Origin of the sequence: Prevotella falsenii DSM 22864 = JCM 15124 (assembly GCF_000613945.1) — a bacterium.
GTDB lineage: Bacteria > Bacteroidota > Bacteroidia > Bacteroidales > Bacteroidaceae > Prevotella > Prevotella falsenii.
This window is the reverse complement of the sequence record NZ_BAJY01000006.1, coordinates 60,513-77,821: the sequence shown is the minus strand read 5'-3', so window position 1 is coordinate 77,821 and position 17,309 is coordinate 60,513. Positions and strand designations below refer to the sequence as shown.

The 17,309-nt window shown below is 44.4% G+C and carries 5 protein-coding genes and 4 pseudogenes; 6 read left to right on the top strand and 3 right to left on the bottom strand.

Annotated elements, in window-relative coordinates:
- Positions 1–165: 165 nt before the first annotated feature.
- Together clpB and JCM15124_RS03865 are read right to left on the bottom strand one after the other, a co-directional pair.
- Positions 166–2,752: pseudogene (gene clpB, locus JCM15124_RS13130) on the bottom strand (ATP-dependent chaperone ClpB).
- A gap of 157 nt (positions 2,753–2,909) precedes the next feature.
- Entirely contained in the window at positions 2,910–3,353 is a 444-nt protein-coding gene (locus tag JCM15124_RS03865; protein WP_024998379.1) for a hypothetical protein, read from the bottom strand.
- Between the two features lie 352 nt (positions 3,354–3,705).
- Between JCM15124_RS03865 and JCM15124_RS13125 the strand changes: the two are divergent.
- From JCM15124_RS13125 to JCM15124_RS14930, 4 genes and pseudogenes are all read left to right on the top strand, one after another.
- Positions 3,706–9,344 (top strand): annotated as a pseudogene (locus JCM15124_RS13125) (alpha-2-macroglobulin family protein).
- The gene (locus JCM15124_RS03855) at positions 9,331–10,266 is read left to right on the top strand and encodes a 4-hydroxy-3-methylbut-2-enyl diphosphate reductase (RefSeq protein WP_024998378.1); all 936 of its coding nucleotides are present in this window, start codon (positions 9,331–9,333) and stop codon (positions 10,264–10,266) included. The pseudogene JCM15124_RS13125 and the gene JCM15124_RS03855 overlap by 14 nt, the downstream one beginning before the upstream one ends.
- Before the next feature lie 683 nt (positions 10,267–10,949).
- On the top strand, positions 10,950–11,924 hold the full coding sequence (locus tag JCM15124_RS03850) for a DNA adenine methylase (protein WP_024998377.1): 975 nt from the start codon (positions 10,950–10,952) through the stop codon (positions 11,922–11,924).
- Positions 11,925–11,944: 20 nt separating this feature from the next.
- Positions 11,945–12,070, top strand: a pseudogene (locus JCM15124_RS14930) (DpnII family type II restriction endonuclease); the annotation flags it as partial.
- Positions 12,071–12,208: 138 nt separating this feature from the next.
- On the opposite strand, the pseudogene JCM15124_RS13120 reads toward JCM15124_RS14930, so the two are convergent.
- Positions 12,209–13,056 (bottom strand): annotated as a pseudogene (locus JCM15124_RS13120) (hypothetical protein).
- 187 nt (positions 13,057–13,243) lie between these two features.
- Here JCM15124_RS13120 and JCM15124_RS03840 point away from each other — a divergent pair.
- The gene (locus JCM15124_RS03840) at positions 13,244–15,343 is read left to right on the top strand and encodes a S8 family serine peptidase (RefSeq protein WP_024998376.1); all 2,100 of its coding nucleotides are present in this window, start codon (positions 13,244–13,246) and stop codon (positions 15,341–15,343) included.
- Positions 15,344–15,693: 350 nt separating this feature from the next.
- Positions 15,694–17,292, top strand: coding sequence for an L-aspartate oxidase (gene nadB / locus JCM15124_RS03835; protein WP_024998375.1), 1,599 nt, complete (start codon positions 15,694–15,696; stop codon positions 17,290–17,292).
- Positions 17,293–17,309 lie beyond the last annotated feature (17 nt).

The following is a 17,309-nucleotide window of genomic DNA, read 5'->3' as shown; positions in this document are numbered from 1 at the left end:
GCAAATATGACGTCATATTTTGGTAAATATGACGTCATATTTTTTTATTCACTCTCGCGATACGGTATCAGCGTATATATAAAAAGGTAGTTGGAAAGAGATTGGAAAGAAAGAAAAAAGGAGTCGGACGGAAGTTCATTTCCGCTAACTCCTTAACCTTTTTCGTTAATTGTGGAATACCAAACCATCGCCAAAGTCGTCGATAATGACAGGCTTTTCGCGGCTCACGGTCTCGGCAAGTATTGCCTTGCTAAGGTCGTTCAGCACGTAACGCTGTATGGCTCGCTTCACGGGACGGGCACCAAATTCGGGGTCGTAGCCCACTTTGGCAAGATAAGCAACGGCACTTTCCGTCCATTCCAACGTGAAACCTTGCGGTGCAAGCATTGCCTTTACACGGTTGAGCTGCAAGGTTACTATCTTTGAAATCTCGCTTTGCGTGAGCGGGAGGAACATTATCGTTTCGTCGATACGGTTCAGGAATTCCGGACGAATGTTTTGTTTCAGCATCTCCATCACGATGTCGCGTGCATTGTCGATAATCTCTTGTCGGTTGTCCTCCGTGAGATGGGCAAATTCTTGCTGGATATATTGCGACCCAAGGTTCGATGTCATGATGATGATGGTGTTCTTAAAGTTCACCGTACGCCCTTTGTTGTCCGTCAAATGTCCGTCGTCGAGCACCTGCAACAGAATATTGAACACGTCGGGGTGCGCCTTTTCTATTTCATCGAACAATACCACAGAGTACGGCTTGCGACGAACGGCTTCCGTAAGTTGCCCTCCTTCATCGTAACCGACGTATCCCGGAGGAGCACCGATAAGGCGTGATACGCTGAACTTCTCTTGATACTCGCTCATATCAATGCGCGTCATCATCGTTTCATCGTTGAACAAGTATTCAGCCAACGCCTTTGCCAACTCGGTCTTACCTGTACCCGTTGTTCCAAGGAAGATAAAAGACGCTATCGGTTTCTTCGGGTCTTGCAAACCGGCACGCGAACGTCGCACCGCATCGGCTACTGCAGTGATGGCTTCTTCCTGTCCGATGACACGTTTGTGCAGCTCTTCCTCAAGATGGAGCAGCTTTTCGCGCTCGCTCTGCAACATTCTTGTTACGGGAATACCCGTCCATCGGCTCACAACTTCTGCAATATCCTCAGCCGTAACCACTTCTCTAATCATGCATCGCCGCCTTGCGTTGCCTGCAACTGCAGTTGTATGTTCTTAATGTCGTCTTCCAACGCTTTCAAACGAGAGTAACGGATTTCCGCAACGCGCTCGTAGTTGCCTTCGCGTTCTGCTCTGTCCGCTTCAAACTTCAAGTGCTCAATCTCTTCCTTGTCTTGTTGGATTTTGTTCACTAAGTTTTTCTCGTTTTCCCACTTCGCTTTGAAACTTGTTTCTTGCTCCTTGAGTTCGGCAATCTCCTTGTCCAAGAGCGCAATCTTTTCGGTATCGTTTTCGCGCTTAATGGCTTCGCGTTCGATTTCCAATTGTTTGAGCCGGCGAGTTATCTCGTCTAACTCTTCAGGAACAGAATCGCGCTCCATACGAAGCTTTGCTGCGGCTTCGTCCATCAAGTCTATTGCCTTGTCGGGCAGAAATCTGTCGGATATATAACGCTCCGAAAGTTGCACCGCAGCAATGCAGGCATCGTCTTGAATGCGCACTTTGTGGTGGTTCTCGTAGCGTTCTTTCAGTCCTCGAAGTATGGAAATAGCGTCCAATTCATCGGGTTCGTCTACCATAACAGTCTGGAAACGGCGTTCGAGAGCCTTGTCTTTCTCGAAATATTTTTGATATTCATTGAGCGTTGTCGCACCGATGGCACGCAACTCGCCTCGTGCAAGGGCTGGTTTCAATATGTTGGCAGCGTCCATTGCTCCCTCTCCGCCACCTGCTCCAACGAGCGTATGGATTTCGTCGATGAAGAGAATAATGTTGCCGTCAGCATTTGTTACCTCCTTGATAACGCTTTTCAGTCGTTCCTCGAACTCACCTTTGTATTTCGCACCTGCTACCAATGCACCCATATCCAACGAGTAGAGTTGCTTGTCTTTCAGGTTTTCGGGCACATCGCCACGAATAATACGCCCTGCTAACCCCTCTACAATGCTGTTTTACCCGTACCCGGTTCGCCAATGAGGATAGGATTGTTCTTTGTTCTTCGAGAAAGAATTTGCAACACACGGCGTATTTCTTCGTCGCGCCCGATTACCGGGTCGAGTTTTCCTGCTCGTGCGTCTTCCACCAAGTTGCGTGCGTATTTCGATAATGCCTGATAGTTCTCGTCGCCGCTTTCTGTTTGCACCTTTGAACCTTGTCGTAGTTCTGCAATGGCTGCTCTCATGGTCTGCTCTGTGCAGCCTGCGTCCTTCAGAATGCGGCTTGCCGTAGAGTTTACTGTTAAGAGTGCGAGCAGCAAGGGTTCGATGCTTACGAAGTCGTCGCCCATTTTCTGCGACTCGTCCATTGTTGTTTGCATCACTTTGTTGGCATCGGCAGAGAGGTAAGGCTCGCCTCCCGAAACCTTCGGCAAGTGTGTAATTTCGTTTCTTACGGCATTTTCTACCATTTGCAGATTAATGCCCGACTTATGGAAAAGATAGTTTACCACGTCTTTTCCCTTTTCTATTACACCTGCAAGAATGTGCAATGGCTCAACCACTTGTTGTCCGTTGCGACTCGCCAAGCCTACTGCGGCTTGTATAGCTTCTTGTGCTTTAATTGTAAATTTGTCTAATGTCATAGTTTTTCTCCTTTCATTTTATGTTCTGTTCCTTATTATTTCAAACTTTGTTCCTAAGTATAAGCGTCCGACAAATTGGCAAAAATACCGACATTTTGACATCTCTTGTATTGTTCTGCTTTTGTAAAGATACTATTATTGCCTGTTTTTAGCTTGTCTATCTTACTTTTACGCATACTTCTCCGTAGTATCCTTTTGCTTCGTTGTGCAGCAAAAACCCATATACGGCAGCCTGTTTGCGAGTAGAAAGACTGCGGTATAGGTCGGTTTGGTTGTCTATATGTCCTCGTTCGATGTGCTGAAGGTCGTAAATGCAAATACGTCCGACGTGTTGCGGGTCGGCTGTGGCGTAGCCTACGAATAGCCCTTCCTCGTCTTCGGCAATTGTGTTGGCTATGTCTAAATGGTAGTGCATATAGCCTGCACGGCACAGAAGCTCGCCATCGGTATAGAGTTCTTTAACTTCGTTGAGAGCTAAAGGCTTATAGGGCAAAGGTTCTACATACCTTTGCGGTCTGCTGCGAATAATTTTTGTTCGTTTAGCCAACCAAATTATGCAGAGCACGGTAAATAAAACGAGGGCAATGTTTAAAATTATCATATATTAAAATGTTTATTTAGACGAAATGTTTCTATTTACAAAGATACTGAAAAACTATTAAAAAATATCATTTTGCATAATGAAAAATCCTACTTTTTCGTTTTTTACAACATAAAAGGGTACCTTTGCATAAGATAAGCTGCGTTCAGCAATCTGTAAGCAAGCCTTACATTGCGTTCACTTGCATTATCTTTGCATAAGCTAAGCTGCGTTCAGCAATCTGTAAGCAAGCCTTACATTGCGTTCACTTGCATTATCTTTGCATATAAGATAGGTTACTTTTTGCGGATAGAAACGTGATAAAGCTACTGTTCGTATGTATTTTAAGTTATTTCTAAAGTAGGATAAGTTTATGAAAAAACTATTAACTGTACTTACATTATTGTTTATGATGTCATTTAATTTGTTTGCACAGAGCTACGCCGAATTGTGGAAACAAGTAAACGTGGCGCAAGGGAAAGACCTGCCCAAGACACAAATAAGCGTTTTGAAAAAGATTGTTGCGAAGGCTCAGAAAGAGAAATCGTATGGCAATTTGTTGGCAGCCGAGTTACTGACCTCAAGTTTGCAGACACAAATATCGCCCGATTCGGTAGATTCGGAAAAGACTCGTTTGAAGAAACTCTGTGCTAAAGCCGAGAAAACCGATAAGGTGTTGCACGCCGTTTATTGCTGTGCTTTAGGCAAACTTTTTGGTAACGGTGAAGACAAAAGCGAGCCGAACACAAATTATTTCGATAAAGCCGTGGCTAATCCCGCCTTGTTGGCAGGCGTAGAGTATGGTAAGTACACGCCGTTGATAGAAGCAGGAAAAGACGATGCCATATTTAAAAACGACCTTCTCCACGTTATAGCTTTCGAAGCGCAACGATACGACGTGGCTGATAAATACTATACATCGGTAGGCAACCGTGAGGCAGCTTGTTACAGTGCCTATATGAATGTAAAAGACGAAAACGACAAAGCTGCTTTCGATTCGCTCATTGCACGTTATGGCGACTTGCCGGTATGCGGAAGTGTGGCTGTAGAGAAATATAAATACTTGTCTCGCTTTGAAGAAATAGATGCAAAGCAGCGTATCGAATATATAGACGATGCCTTAAAGCGTTGGGGAACATGGCAAGAAACCAACTATTTGCGCAACGAGCGCGAACGCCTTACAGCACCCATGTTCAGAATGTGGGCAGCACAAAATGTGGGTACACCCCATAAGGAACGAATTTTGAAAAACATTGAGGTTAGGAATATCAACGATTTGACGCTGACCATAACACGCACAACGCTGACAGGCGATGATAAATTGTCGCCCAACAATCAGAAAGATTTAGCGAAAATAAAAACGAAACTGTTGCCTGCTACTGCACAGACCGTTAAGCGCACATATACAATCAATACTCCTTACGAGGAAATAGAAGACTCGTTGGAACTCCCCCGTTTAGATGTCGGTGTCTATTTGTTGGAATTGGCGTCGTCGAACAAGCGGTTAGCCCCGCAGTACGAACTCTATTACGTAACAAATCTATATGTAATAGCAGAAGAACAACCCGCAAGCAAGATACGATATGTGGTGGTTAATTCAACAACAGGGCAGCCGATACCGAATGCCAAGATAAAGTTGAAAACAAATCGCTACTATGGACGTCCTCCCATTATAAAATATATTGAAACCAATGAACGCGGCGAGGCTTATTATATGTATGGTGAGGACGAGCCGGACAATGTTTACGTGTCTACCCAAACAGACAAAGCGTGTCCTAATTCGACCATTAGAACGGAATTTTATAATGCCGAAAGGATTTCGGAACCCGAGATTTACGATTTGTTTACCGATAGGAAAGTCTATCGTCCCGGGCAAACCGTGCACGCTTCGCTCCTTGTTTACAAGAAGAACGATAAGGAATTGAAGAGCAAGGCTGTTGCCAACAAGACCGTAAAGCTCACCTTGCGCGATGCCAACTATGAGGATGTAACATCGAAAGAAGTTGTTACCGATGAATTTGGTACGGCTGCTGCCGATTTTGAACTGCCCAAAGGTCTGCTTACAGGACAATTTTCAATCTATGCCAATAATGCGGACGGGACTTCGATAGACTTTAATGTAGAGGAGTACAAGCGTCCGACGTTTACGGTAGAGATAGACGAATATAAAGAAAAATACGCCATTGGCGATACCATAAAGCTGAAAGGACGTGCAAAAACCTATTCAGGTATGCCCGTTCAAGGCGCAGAGGTGTCATATACGGTCAGCCGTAATTCTGTATTATGGTGGTGGTATGGAGGAAATACCGATGAGATAGTTTACGAAAGTAAAGCCGTAACCGATGAAAAAGGTGAATTTGATATTGAATTACCTTTCATCTTCCCTGACGAAAAGAAAACCAAAAAGTCATCTAACAGAGGTTACGGGCAGTCTGCTAAGTTCTATAACTTTGTTGTCGATGCAGATGTAACAGACGTTGCAGGCGAAACACGGTCGGCAAGTGCATCGTTGCCATTGGGCACAAAGGCTACCGTGCTGACGAGCGACATGCCTGATAAGGTGTTGAAAGATGATTTGAACCGGCTGAAATTCTCATTTTTAAATGCTGCGGGTAAACCTATTGAAGGGAAAGTACGCTATGCAATAGCTCTTTTTAAGAAAGAAAAGCCATCTTTTGATAAATATACAACGGTGGAAGCCAATAAGGTTGTAAGCCTGAAACCACTGCGTTCGGGTCGCTATATGTTGCAAGCCATTTGCGAGAACGACACATTAGAGCAAGAGTTTGTCGTCTTCTCAATGGACGATAAACGCCCTGTCGTGGAGACACACGATTGGTTCTATATAAGTGGAAATAAGTTCCCAAGCGACGGAAAGCCAATTTATGTGCAGTTTGGTGCAACCGATGCCGACCAACATGTGGTTTATTCCATCTTCTCGGGCAACAAAGTGCTCGATAGTGGTGCTATCGACCAAAGCAATAGCCTTACCACTTGGAAGTTGCCGTATAAAGAAGAATATGGCGATGGCATCGTTGTGAACTTTGCGTGGGTAAAGAATGGTAAGATGTATGCGCATAAGGAATACATCGAACGTCCTATGCCCGACAGACATTTGAACGTGAAGTGGACAACTTTCCGTAATCTTTTGCTACCCGGACAAAAAGAAGAATGGACGCTTAACATAACCTATCCTGACGGAAAACCGGCAAAAGCGCAGCTCATGGCAACGCTTTACGATAAGAGTCTCGACCAAATAGAAGAACATTCATGGAGCTTCAATCCTGCATACAGCAACGAATTGCCCGGTGGTATAGAGTGGAATGAACTGAATTTCGCTGCTTTAGCGTTCAGCAAGGTGGCAAATTACAAAACTTTACGTGCACGTTCGCTGGCTCTTGCAAAGTTTGATACACGCTTCGTAAGTAACTTTGAATTCCAACAAATTTTTGTTCGAGGTTATGGCAGTCGTGCTGAAACCAAGGCTTATGCTAATTATGCTAAGATGGAAGTTTTAGATGTAGCTGCTGCAAAGTCCGTTAATTCTGAAGAAGCACGAAATTCCGTTAAGTTCACTGCGCCTGTTATAAAAAACGATTCGGAACTTCTTGAAGAGGCTACTGATAATTATGCGGTTGCCGATTCTGCAGCTGTTGTTGATGAAAGAAAAGGTACAAACGTTCAGTTACGTGAGAATTTGAAGGAAACAGCGTTCTTCTATCCTCGCTTAAATGCCGATGCCGACGGCAATATAAGCATTAAATTCACGCTGCCGGAAAGCCTTACGACTTGGCGTTTTATGGGACTTGCACACGACAAGGACATAAATTATGGTATGCTAACCGATGAAGTGGTAGCCAAAAAGACAGTAATGGTGCAGCCCAATATGCCTCGTTTCGTTCGCATGGGCGACGAAGCAATGCTATCGACACGTATTTTCAATTCGTCAGACAAGGCTGTTGAGGGCAAAGCAACCATGGAAATACTTGATGCCGAAACCGAAAAGGTGCTCTACACAGAAAGTAAAGATTACGCCTTAGAGGCGAACGGTACAACAACGGCAACGTTCTCGCTGGCAAGTTTGCTGTCGGAAGAAGGCGCAAACAAACTCTCTATTGCCGACCAAGGTATGCTCGTTGTGCGCATCATAGCCGGTGGCGACGACTATTCGGACGGCGAACAGCAATATTTGGCAGTGCTTCCAAATCGTGAATATGTGGTTAATACCTATCCGTTTACGCAAAACAAGGTGGGAGAGAAGAGCATTGACCTTACAAAACTGTTCCCTGCAAACACCACAGACCAACGATTGACGGTTGAATACACCAATAATCCAAATTGGTTGATGATACAAGCCTTGCCTTATGTAGCTGATGCGAACGAGCAGAACGCCATTAGCTTGGTATCAGCCTACTATGCCAACAGCTTGGCGAATAAGATTTTGAAGACGTCGCCTAAGATTAGACAAACCATTGAAAGCTGGAAAAACGAACAAGGGAACGAAACTTCGATGATGTCGGCGTTGGAAAAGAACCAAGATTGAAGGAGTTTGCACTCAAAGAAACCCCTTGGATAATGGAAGCAAAGAACGAAAGCGAGCAGAAACAAATGCTTGTGCGTTTCTTCGACGATAACCAAATAAAGTATAATCTATTGTCTGCGATAGAAGGACTTGAGAGGTTGCAAAACCCTGATGGTTCTTTCTCTTGGTGGAAAGGTATGAAAGGCAGTTTCTATATGACGGTTGAAGTGGTGAAAACCTTAACCCGCTTGAACGTGTTGATGGGCAACGACGACGAAGAAACTGCAGATATGCTGCATTCTGCCTTTGCTTTCTTAGACAAAGAAGTGGCTGAACGTGTTGCAGAGATGAAGCGTTTGCAACGTAAAGGATATAAGAATATCTTCCCTTCCGATGCGCTTTGCGACTATTTGTATAGCAATGCGTTGGCAAAACGCAAGACAACGGCAGATATAACTTATCTTATCGACTTGTTGGCAAAGAAGCCTGTCGATTTAACAATATACGGCAAGGCAAATACGGCGGTTATCTTGCAACAGTATAAACAAGTGCAGAAAGCGAAAGAATATCTGCAAAGTATTAAGGAATACACTGTTTATAAGGAAGAAATGGGCAGATATTTCGATACGCGGAAGGCTTATTACAGTTGGTTCGACTATAAAATACCAACGCAAGTGGCTGCAATAGAATCGTTTAAGATGATTGCTCCAACCGACAAACAGACGATTGAAGACTTGCAACGTTGGTTGTTGCAGTCGAAACGCACACAGGCTTGGGGCACACCGGTGAACTCTGTAAATGCTATTTGGGCATTTATGAACAGCGCACAGTGGACAATGGACAACGGCGAAGCAAGCGTTTTGAAACTTGACGGAAAAGTTATGGAACTTCCAAAGGCTACTGCAGGCTTGGGATATGTGAAGACAACGCAGGCGGTGGCTGTAAATTCACGCAACGAAAGTAAAGGCAAGCAAGTTGCAAACACACTCACTATAGAGAAGACAAGCAGCGGAACAAGCTGGGGAGCAGTGTATGCGCAGTTCTTCCAGCCCGTTACGGAAATAAAGGCAAGCAATGCAGGACTTACCGTGAAGCGCGAATTGTTTGTACGAAACAGCAACGGCAGCCCGAAAGATGCCGTTCAGGCAAAGGTTGGCGATAAGGTTGTGGTGCGCATAACCATTGTGGCAGACCGTGATTACGACTTTGTTCAGGTTTCCGACAAGCGTCCGGCGTGTCTTGAACCCGTATCGCAAACCAGCGGATACCAATATGGCGGCTACTACATAGCACCGAAAGATTATAGCACAAACTACTATTTCGACATGATGCCAAAGGGAACCCACGTTGTGGAAACAGAATATTTTGTAAACCGTGAGGGCGTTTATCAGTCGGGAACGTGCACCGCACAATGTGCTTATGCGCCTGAATATATAGGTCGCGAAGGAGCCATTAAAGTAAAAGTAAATAACAACAATGCTCCAAATTGAAATAGATGAAGGAAGCGGTTTCTGCTTTGGCGTTACGACAGCGATAAAAAAAGCCGAAGAGGAATTAGAAAAAGGAAGGCAGCTATATTGCCTTGGCGATATAGTGCACAACAGTATGGAGGTGGAAAGGCTTGCCAAACGTGGGCTGATAACCATTAACCACGACCAATTGCGCGAACTTCACAATGCAACGGTGTTGCTTCGGGCACATGGCGAGCCTCCCGAAACCTACGAAATAGCACGGAAGAACAACATAGAGATTATCGATGCCACGTGCCCCGTGGTGTTGGCGTTGCAGCGACGCATAAAAAATCAATACGAAAAGAACGGCAATAGTGTTGCGTGCGAGCTTGAAAAGGTAGATATAGAAACCGAATTGAAAGATGAACGAAAAGCTATGGCATCGCAAATCGTCATTTTTGGCAAGCCGGGACATGCCGAAGTGCTGGGTTTGGTGGGGCAGACACATAGCAACGCCATTGTGATTGAGAAGTTCGAAGATGTGCAGCAGCTCGATTTCAACCGCGATATATACCTTTATTCACAGACAACGAAGAGTCTGAACGAGTTTCATCGCATCATCGAGTATATACAAGGACATATTGCTAACGATGCTAAGTTCCGCAGTTTCGATACCATTTGTCGGCAAGTGGCTAACCGAATGCCCAACATTTCGTCGTTTGCCACGAAGCACGACCTTGTTCTTTTTGTGGCAGGGCGCAAGAGTTCCAACGGTAAAGTGCTGTTCCATGAGTGCTTGAGCGTAAATCTGAACTCGCACCAAGTGGAAAGTGCCGACGAAATAGATATGGAATGGTTCAAGAATGTCCGCACCGTCGGTATCTGTGGAGCAACCAGTACGCCCAAATGGTTGATGGAAGAGTGTCGCGATGCGATACTTCGGCAGGCTACCGATACTTGAACAACAAAATCATCATCGTTGATTGCTTCTTTCTTATACATAGAAAAGATACTTTTGCACCCCACTCGTGATATACAACGATATACCACGAGTGGGGTGCAAAGGTATATCACGCGTGGTATATCATTGCATTCTACGAGCTACTTGTAAAGGTTCGGCAGCCCCTTGTTGGCGAAGTCGATTTCCTTTTTATTGCTTCCGGCAGGTACTAAAAATCACGGTTGTTTTGTAAAGTAAATTCTGTTAAAAAGTGATATAATCGCTTTGGCGTTGCGAAACCGTAGGTTTTACAACGCAAAACCTACGCTTTTACCGTGCAAAACCTACGGTTTTACAACGCAAAACAATAGGTTTTGTAATGTGTTGATAATTAACTTGTTATGCGAAAGTAATTCTTGTGAAAAATAATTACACTTTTATGGCGTTTTTTCGTCCGTAAAATGAGTTGTTCCTACCCAATTTTTGCTGTCCCGATATAAGAACGGATAAAACGCAATAGCCGCCTCGACAAACCTTGTTGAGGTGGCTATTGCGTTTACCGGTCATGGGTAAAAATAAGTCTCCCTGTGGTTATTCTTGAAAAAAGACACCTCTATTTCTCTATTTTTTTATAACTTTGCGTTTAAATAAAAGTCTTTATGAATGTCATTAAAGACTTGTTAGGCGACACTGAAATATAAAAAATGGCAATAGCAAAACCTTTTATTAAGTGGGTAGGTGGTAAAAGCCAACTTATCGATCAATTAGATGCACAACTCCCGGCTGACTTTAGCAGGTGGAAGAACGTTACCTATATTGAACCTTTCGTAGGGGGTGGGGCTATGCTTTTTTATATGTTGCAACGGTATCCAAATATCAAGCATGCTGTTATTAACGATATTAACTCTGATTTGACTACCTGTTATCAGGTGGTTCGCGATAATCCCGAAGAACTTATCGATTTGCTTAGAGAGATGGAAACAGCTTATTTATCGCTTGAAACAGAGGAAGAACGCAAGGAATTTTATATAGCTGTCCGTGCCCGATATAACGAGAAGAACCTGAATCCGATAGAGAATACAACCAAGTTCTTCTTTCTTAACCGTACTTGTTTCAACGGTCTTTATCGTGTGAACAAGAAAGGATTGTTTAATGTACCCTTTGGTAAATACGCCAATCCAACCATTTGCAATCCGGATATTATACGCAAAGACAGCATCTTACTTCAACGTGTGGAAATCTTGAATGACGATTTCGAGATAACATTTGACCATGCTCATGGGAATACACTGTTCTATTTAGACCCGCCATATCGCCCATTGAGCGATACCTCAAACTTTAATGATTATGCAAAAGAGGCATTCAATGACGATGCGCAAATTCGTTTGAAGAGATATTGCGACAGAATCGATAATGCGGGCTATAAGTTTATGCTTAGCAATTCTGATTGTAAAGGCAAGAATGAAGACGATAACTTTTTCGATGTTCTTTATCGTGCGTATAAGATTGAAAGGGTTTGGGCTTCCAGAAGCATCAATTCTAATCCTGCTAAGAGAGGTAAACTAACAGAAATATTGGTACATAACTATTTTAGCACTAAAGCCAATGCTTATGCCGACAACTTTATCTTAGAACCTGAATGCGTGGCAGAAAGAGATGTAACTGAAAATATGATTTAAATAAAACACTTTTGGTAGTTTTTGGAGGAATTATTGATGGAGTCGGTTGGAAGTCTGCTAAGAACAAACTGCAAGAGGCTTATAATATCATTCCAAGTGTTTATAATCTTACAAGCGTTTCTAATTTCATTGATTTGATTAAATAAATCAAAGTTATTTCAGTAGGTTTAGCCGGTAAACCTTTGCCTTGTTTACAGTGCAGGGATATAAGCAAAAACGCAATAGCCGCCTTGACAAACGTTGTCGGGGCGGCTATTGCGTTTTAATTTCTTTGTTTTCTTGGTTTAATTGCCTTGATTTTCCTTTGTTTTTCTCTTTTTACCCTTAAACCAAAGGTAAACTCCGAGTGCAATAAAACCAAGCAAGATGGCTGTCATTTGCCACGCATATTTTTCCGGTTCTACCCAAAATTCATTGAAGAAGTTGATGCGTCCGAGAATTTCCACGGGTGTCCAGAACACGATTACTGTAGCGATTGCCATACGAATGTTTGCTCCCCACGATGCCAAATGCAGCTGCCGTTTAAACATAAACAGCGAACCTATAAAGCAACCCAAGCCAACGAGGAAGGTTACGGGTGGTGGTCGCCCAAGAAATTCTTATCGTAGCAAAACATTAACAACAGATACAGCCCCCAAAGCATCATGATGATTTCCATAAAAGTAACGATGCTGGTGTGGCGTGTCATAGGTTGGGCGCAGATGGTGCGTTGCTTTTTGCCGAAACATTTGCGTTGTATCCATGTAATAAAGTCGCAACCGTTGCGTGTTGAGAATATATACATCACCATAATGGCAACCCACATGCCAAACGAAGCAGGCATTATCAAGTATTCGGGCTTCGTTACAATCTCACCATTCTCTATTTCCGGTTGCACGCCATAGCGTCGGGCGTAGTATAAGAATAGAAATTCCACCCAGCCTGTCCAAAACAGCAAGCCGCCGATGAATCCCCAAAGGGTTTGCCGTGTGTCTCCTTTCACAAACACACCTATAATAACCATTACCAAACCGACAAGTCCTAACATAAAGCCCGCAACATGAACAGCACCTTCCGACATGGTTTTCTCCATGATTATCATAAGTGCATGCCCTAACGGCATAGAAAAAAGAACAAGCAGGAAAGAGGCGATTGTACGCCAAGGGTATAACTTTTTAGTTCCATCTTAAAGTTTAATTTATTTATTTTAAAATTATAGTGCATTAGGGTTTATGTCAAAAGAAACGTAAACATAACTTGAAATATTGTGAATGTTTGCTTAATTCGGTTTTTTTTCTTTTCTTTGCAGAAAGAATAGATAACAACAAGCACTGCATAATATGAAGAGAATACTTGTTTTACAAATACTTTTATTGTTTGTCTTGGGCTGTTTTGCGCAGCGTCCCGACTACAAGAAGATGTCGCCATTGGTGCGCGAAGCGGCTGTCGATGCTATTCGGCAAAGCAGGCAGGTGAGTTCTGTCAGCTCGAAGAAGTATCAACCCACTATCACTGCATTTGCGAAGTTTAGCAGCAATGCCGAGAGCACAATAGAGAAATATGGTTGTCGGCAGCTTGCAAAGGTAGACGATATATACATATTGTCTATTCCCTTGAACCAGTTGGCAGGTTTGTCGAGCGAAGAGAATGTACTGCGAATAGAAGCCGGCAACGGTAACAGCGTGCAAATGGACACTACCGTAACAATGGTAAATGCCTTGCCGGTTTACAGCGGACAAGCCTTGCCGCAGGCATATACGGGGAAAGGTGTTGTAGTAGGTGTACAGGACATTGGTTTCGACCTTACTCACCCTACCTTTTACAATGCCGATATGAGCGAATATCGCATCAAAGCCCTTTGGGACCAACTGTCGAAAGATACGCAGAACAGCACGTTGCCGGTAGGGCGCGACTATCGTGGCACGGCAGAACTGTTACAGATAGGACACCCTTTAGACGGTCTTACACAGACACACGGAACGCATACGGCAGGAATAGCAGCCGGAAGTGGGGCAGAAGGAACGGGCAAGACAAGCCCGTATCGCGGCATAGCCTACGAAGCAGATATTGTTATGGTGGCAAATGCTGCCGGCGATAATATCGAACTCATCGATAAAGAAGACTATTACAAGTACACCTACGCCACCGATGCTCTTGGTTTTAAATATATATTCGACTATGCCGACAGCCAAGGCAAGCCCTGTGTGATTAATTTTAGCGAGGGTGGGCATCAGGATTTCCATGGTTACGACCAATTATACTACGAAATGCTCGACAAGATGACCGGACCGGGACATATCATTGTTGCTTCGGCAGGCAACGATGCCGACTGGATAAACTATGTGCACAAGCCTCAAGGCACTCCGAATATAGAATCGTTGCTGTGGGGAAACCGCGAAAGTGCCTACTTTACGGCGAAGACCGACAAGCCGTTTGTATTCCGAATGAAAGTCCCTGCCAACAGTCCTACCGGTCAAGTCGTTGAAATACCAATGGAGAAGGTGCTTGCTTGCAAAGACTCCTTGCTGATCGATTCCGTTAAAATAGGCAATCAGATGTACGAATGGCGTATTCTTGGTTATCCGTCAAGCTATAAAGCGGAAGATGTGGTCTACGATATTCGCCTTGCAAGCCTGCCTGATTTGGGATACGATGTGCCTGTGTCGATAGAATTTGCAAGCAGCGAGGCTACGATAGACCTTTATCGCATAAGAGGTTTCCTGCCGCCACGCGACCAAAATCCGATGTTAAAGGTGGGCGATAACAGTTACAGCATTCACTCTCCTTCGAGTGCTCCAAGTGTTATTTCGGTAGGAGCAACGGCTTATCGGCGAGGCTTTCTGAACTATTTGGGCGAGTGGAAAGACTACAACAAAGGCACAGACGGGCGGCGAACATCGTTCTCCGGTGTCGGTCCGACCATAGACGGGCGAACCAAACCCGACGTAATGGCACCGGGACAAAACGTTGTTTCGGCTTACAGCAGTTATTTTATAATGAATCCGGAGAATGCAGGAGCACCGCTGGCGTCAGATGTAAAACACTTCGAACACAATGGCAGAACCTATGCTTGGAATGCCAACAGCGGCACGTCGATGTCGTCGCCGGTCGTCGCCGGTGCCATCGCCTTGTGGCTTCAGGCGTACCCTCGTCTTACACCGCACGACTGTTTGGAGGTGTTTCGCAAGACGTGTACTCGCTACGACACGGCACTAACCTGTCCGAACAATTGGTATGGCTATGGCGAAATAAATGTATATGAAGGTTTGAAAGAGGTTTTGCGAATGGCTGCAGCAGGCATTACGCAACACGAGCCGGCCGCTTCTGCCGCCTCAGACCGACGCATTTACCATCTCGACGGACGCTATGCCGGTACTTCCGAAGCCGATTTGCCACGTGGCATATACATTCGCAATCATCAAAAGTTTGTAAAGCATTAAGCTATGCCAAATCCCTTTTATTTCTTTGCCGGCATGACGTGGTTTCAGCAAGATAAAAAGTGTCTTTTTCACGCACCGATTTCCTCTTTTTCAGGGGCTAAAAATGCACTCTTGTAACTCGTTGATAATCAGGAGTTTGCAGAGGTGTAAAATTGTCTTATAAGAGAATTGAAATTGTCTTATAGGAGAATTAAAATTGTCTTATAAGACAATTTTGAGAGAATGCGCAGCAAGTATAAAATGCTCACGTATTTCCAAGCAATTTAATTCTAAGTAAAAAGACTTCGTGTTGGCATATTTAAGAAAATATTATTACTTTTGCATTAATTCAAAAGAACAGCAATATTAGCATGATACATAAGTCAGATATTCTTGTCATAGGCGGCGGTATTGCCGGAATGAGCTATGCTCTTCGCGTAGCAAACAGCGGTAAATGGAAAGTTGTATTGGTGTGCAAAACCACTCTTGATGAAGCAAATACAACAAAAGCACAAGGCGGTATAGCCTCTGTTACCAATTTGCCGGTAGATAATTTCGATAAACATATAGCCGATACGATGGTGGCAGGCGACTTTATTTCCGACCCGCAGGCGGTGGAACACGTTGTTCGCAATGCCCCGCAGGCTATCAGCGACCTTGTGAATTGGGGCATAAACTTCGATAAGAACAACGAGGGCGCATACGATTTACACCGCGAAGGCGGACATAGCGAGTTCCGCATACTTCATCATGCCGACGACACAGGAGCCGAAATACAACGCGGACTAATGGCAGCAGTGCGCAGCAACGAGAACATAACGGTGCTCGAAAACCATTATGCCGTAGAAATAATTACGCAGCACCACCTTGGAATTGAAGTAACACGCCGTACACCGAACATTGAATGTTATGGCGCATACATCTTAAATCCTGCCACACAGAAGATAGATACCTATTTAAGTAAAGTTACGGTTATGGCAACAGGTGGTTGCGGAGCGGTTTATGGTACGACGTCAAACCCCGGTATAGCCACCGGAGACGGCGTCGCAATGGTGTATAGAGCAAAAGGAACTGTTGCCGATATGGAGTTTGTGCAGTTTCATCCTACGGTGCTTTACAATCCGAAAGAAACCCGTCCCGCTTTCTTGATAACCGAAGCAATGCGTGGCTATGGCGGCATTCTTCGTCTCCCGAACGGAGAAGAGTTCATGCAGAAGTACGACGAACGACTTTCGCTCGCCCCCCGCGATATTGTGGCAAGGGCTATCGACCAAGAAATGAAGATACACGGACTTGCCCATGTCTGCCTTGATGTAACGCACAAGAATGCCGATGAAACCCGAAAACACTTTCCACACATCTATGCAAAGTGTCTTAGCTTGGGCATCGACATAACCAAAGAGTATATCCCCGTGTGCCCCAGTGCCCACTATATGTGTGGCGGTATAAAAGTAGACCTGAACGGCGAAAGCACGATAAAGCGACTTTATGCCGTTGGCGAATGTTCCTGCACAGGCTTGCATGGCGGCAATCGTTTGGCAAGCAATTCGCTTGTCGAAGCCGTAGTCTATGCTAAATTTGCTGCAGAACACTCTCTTAGCATTATTGATAGCTGTCAGTTCAACACCAACATACCCGAATGGGACGATACCGGTACGCCTACTTACGAAGAACGAGTGCTGATAACGCAAAGTGTTAAGGAAGTAGGCGAAATCATGAGCAACTATGTTGGCATTGTGAGAAGCAACTTACGTTTGAAACGTGCATGGGATAGGCTCGACCTTCTTTACGAAGAAACCGAAAACCTCTTTAAGCAAGTGAAGGCAACGAAGGATATTTGCGAGCTGCGAAACATGATAAACGTAGGCTATCTTATCACCCGTCAGGCAATAGCACGCAAGGAAAGTCGTGGATTGCACTATACGATAGACTATCCGAAGCATGCCAACGACCCGCAAAACAAAGACTGACTATAAGGAAATACAAT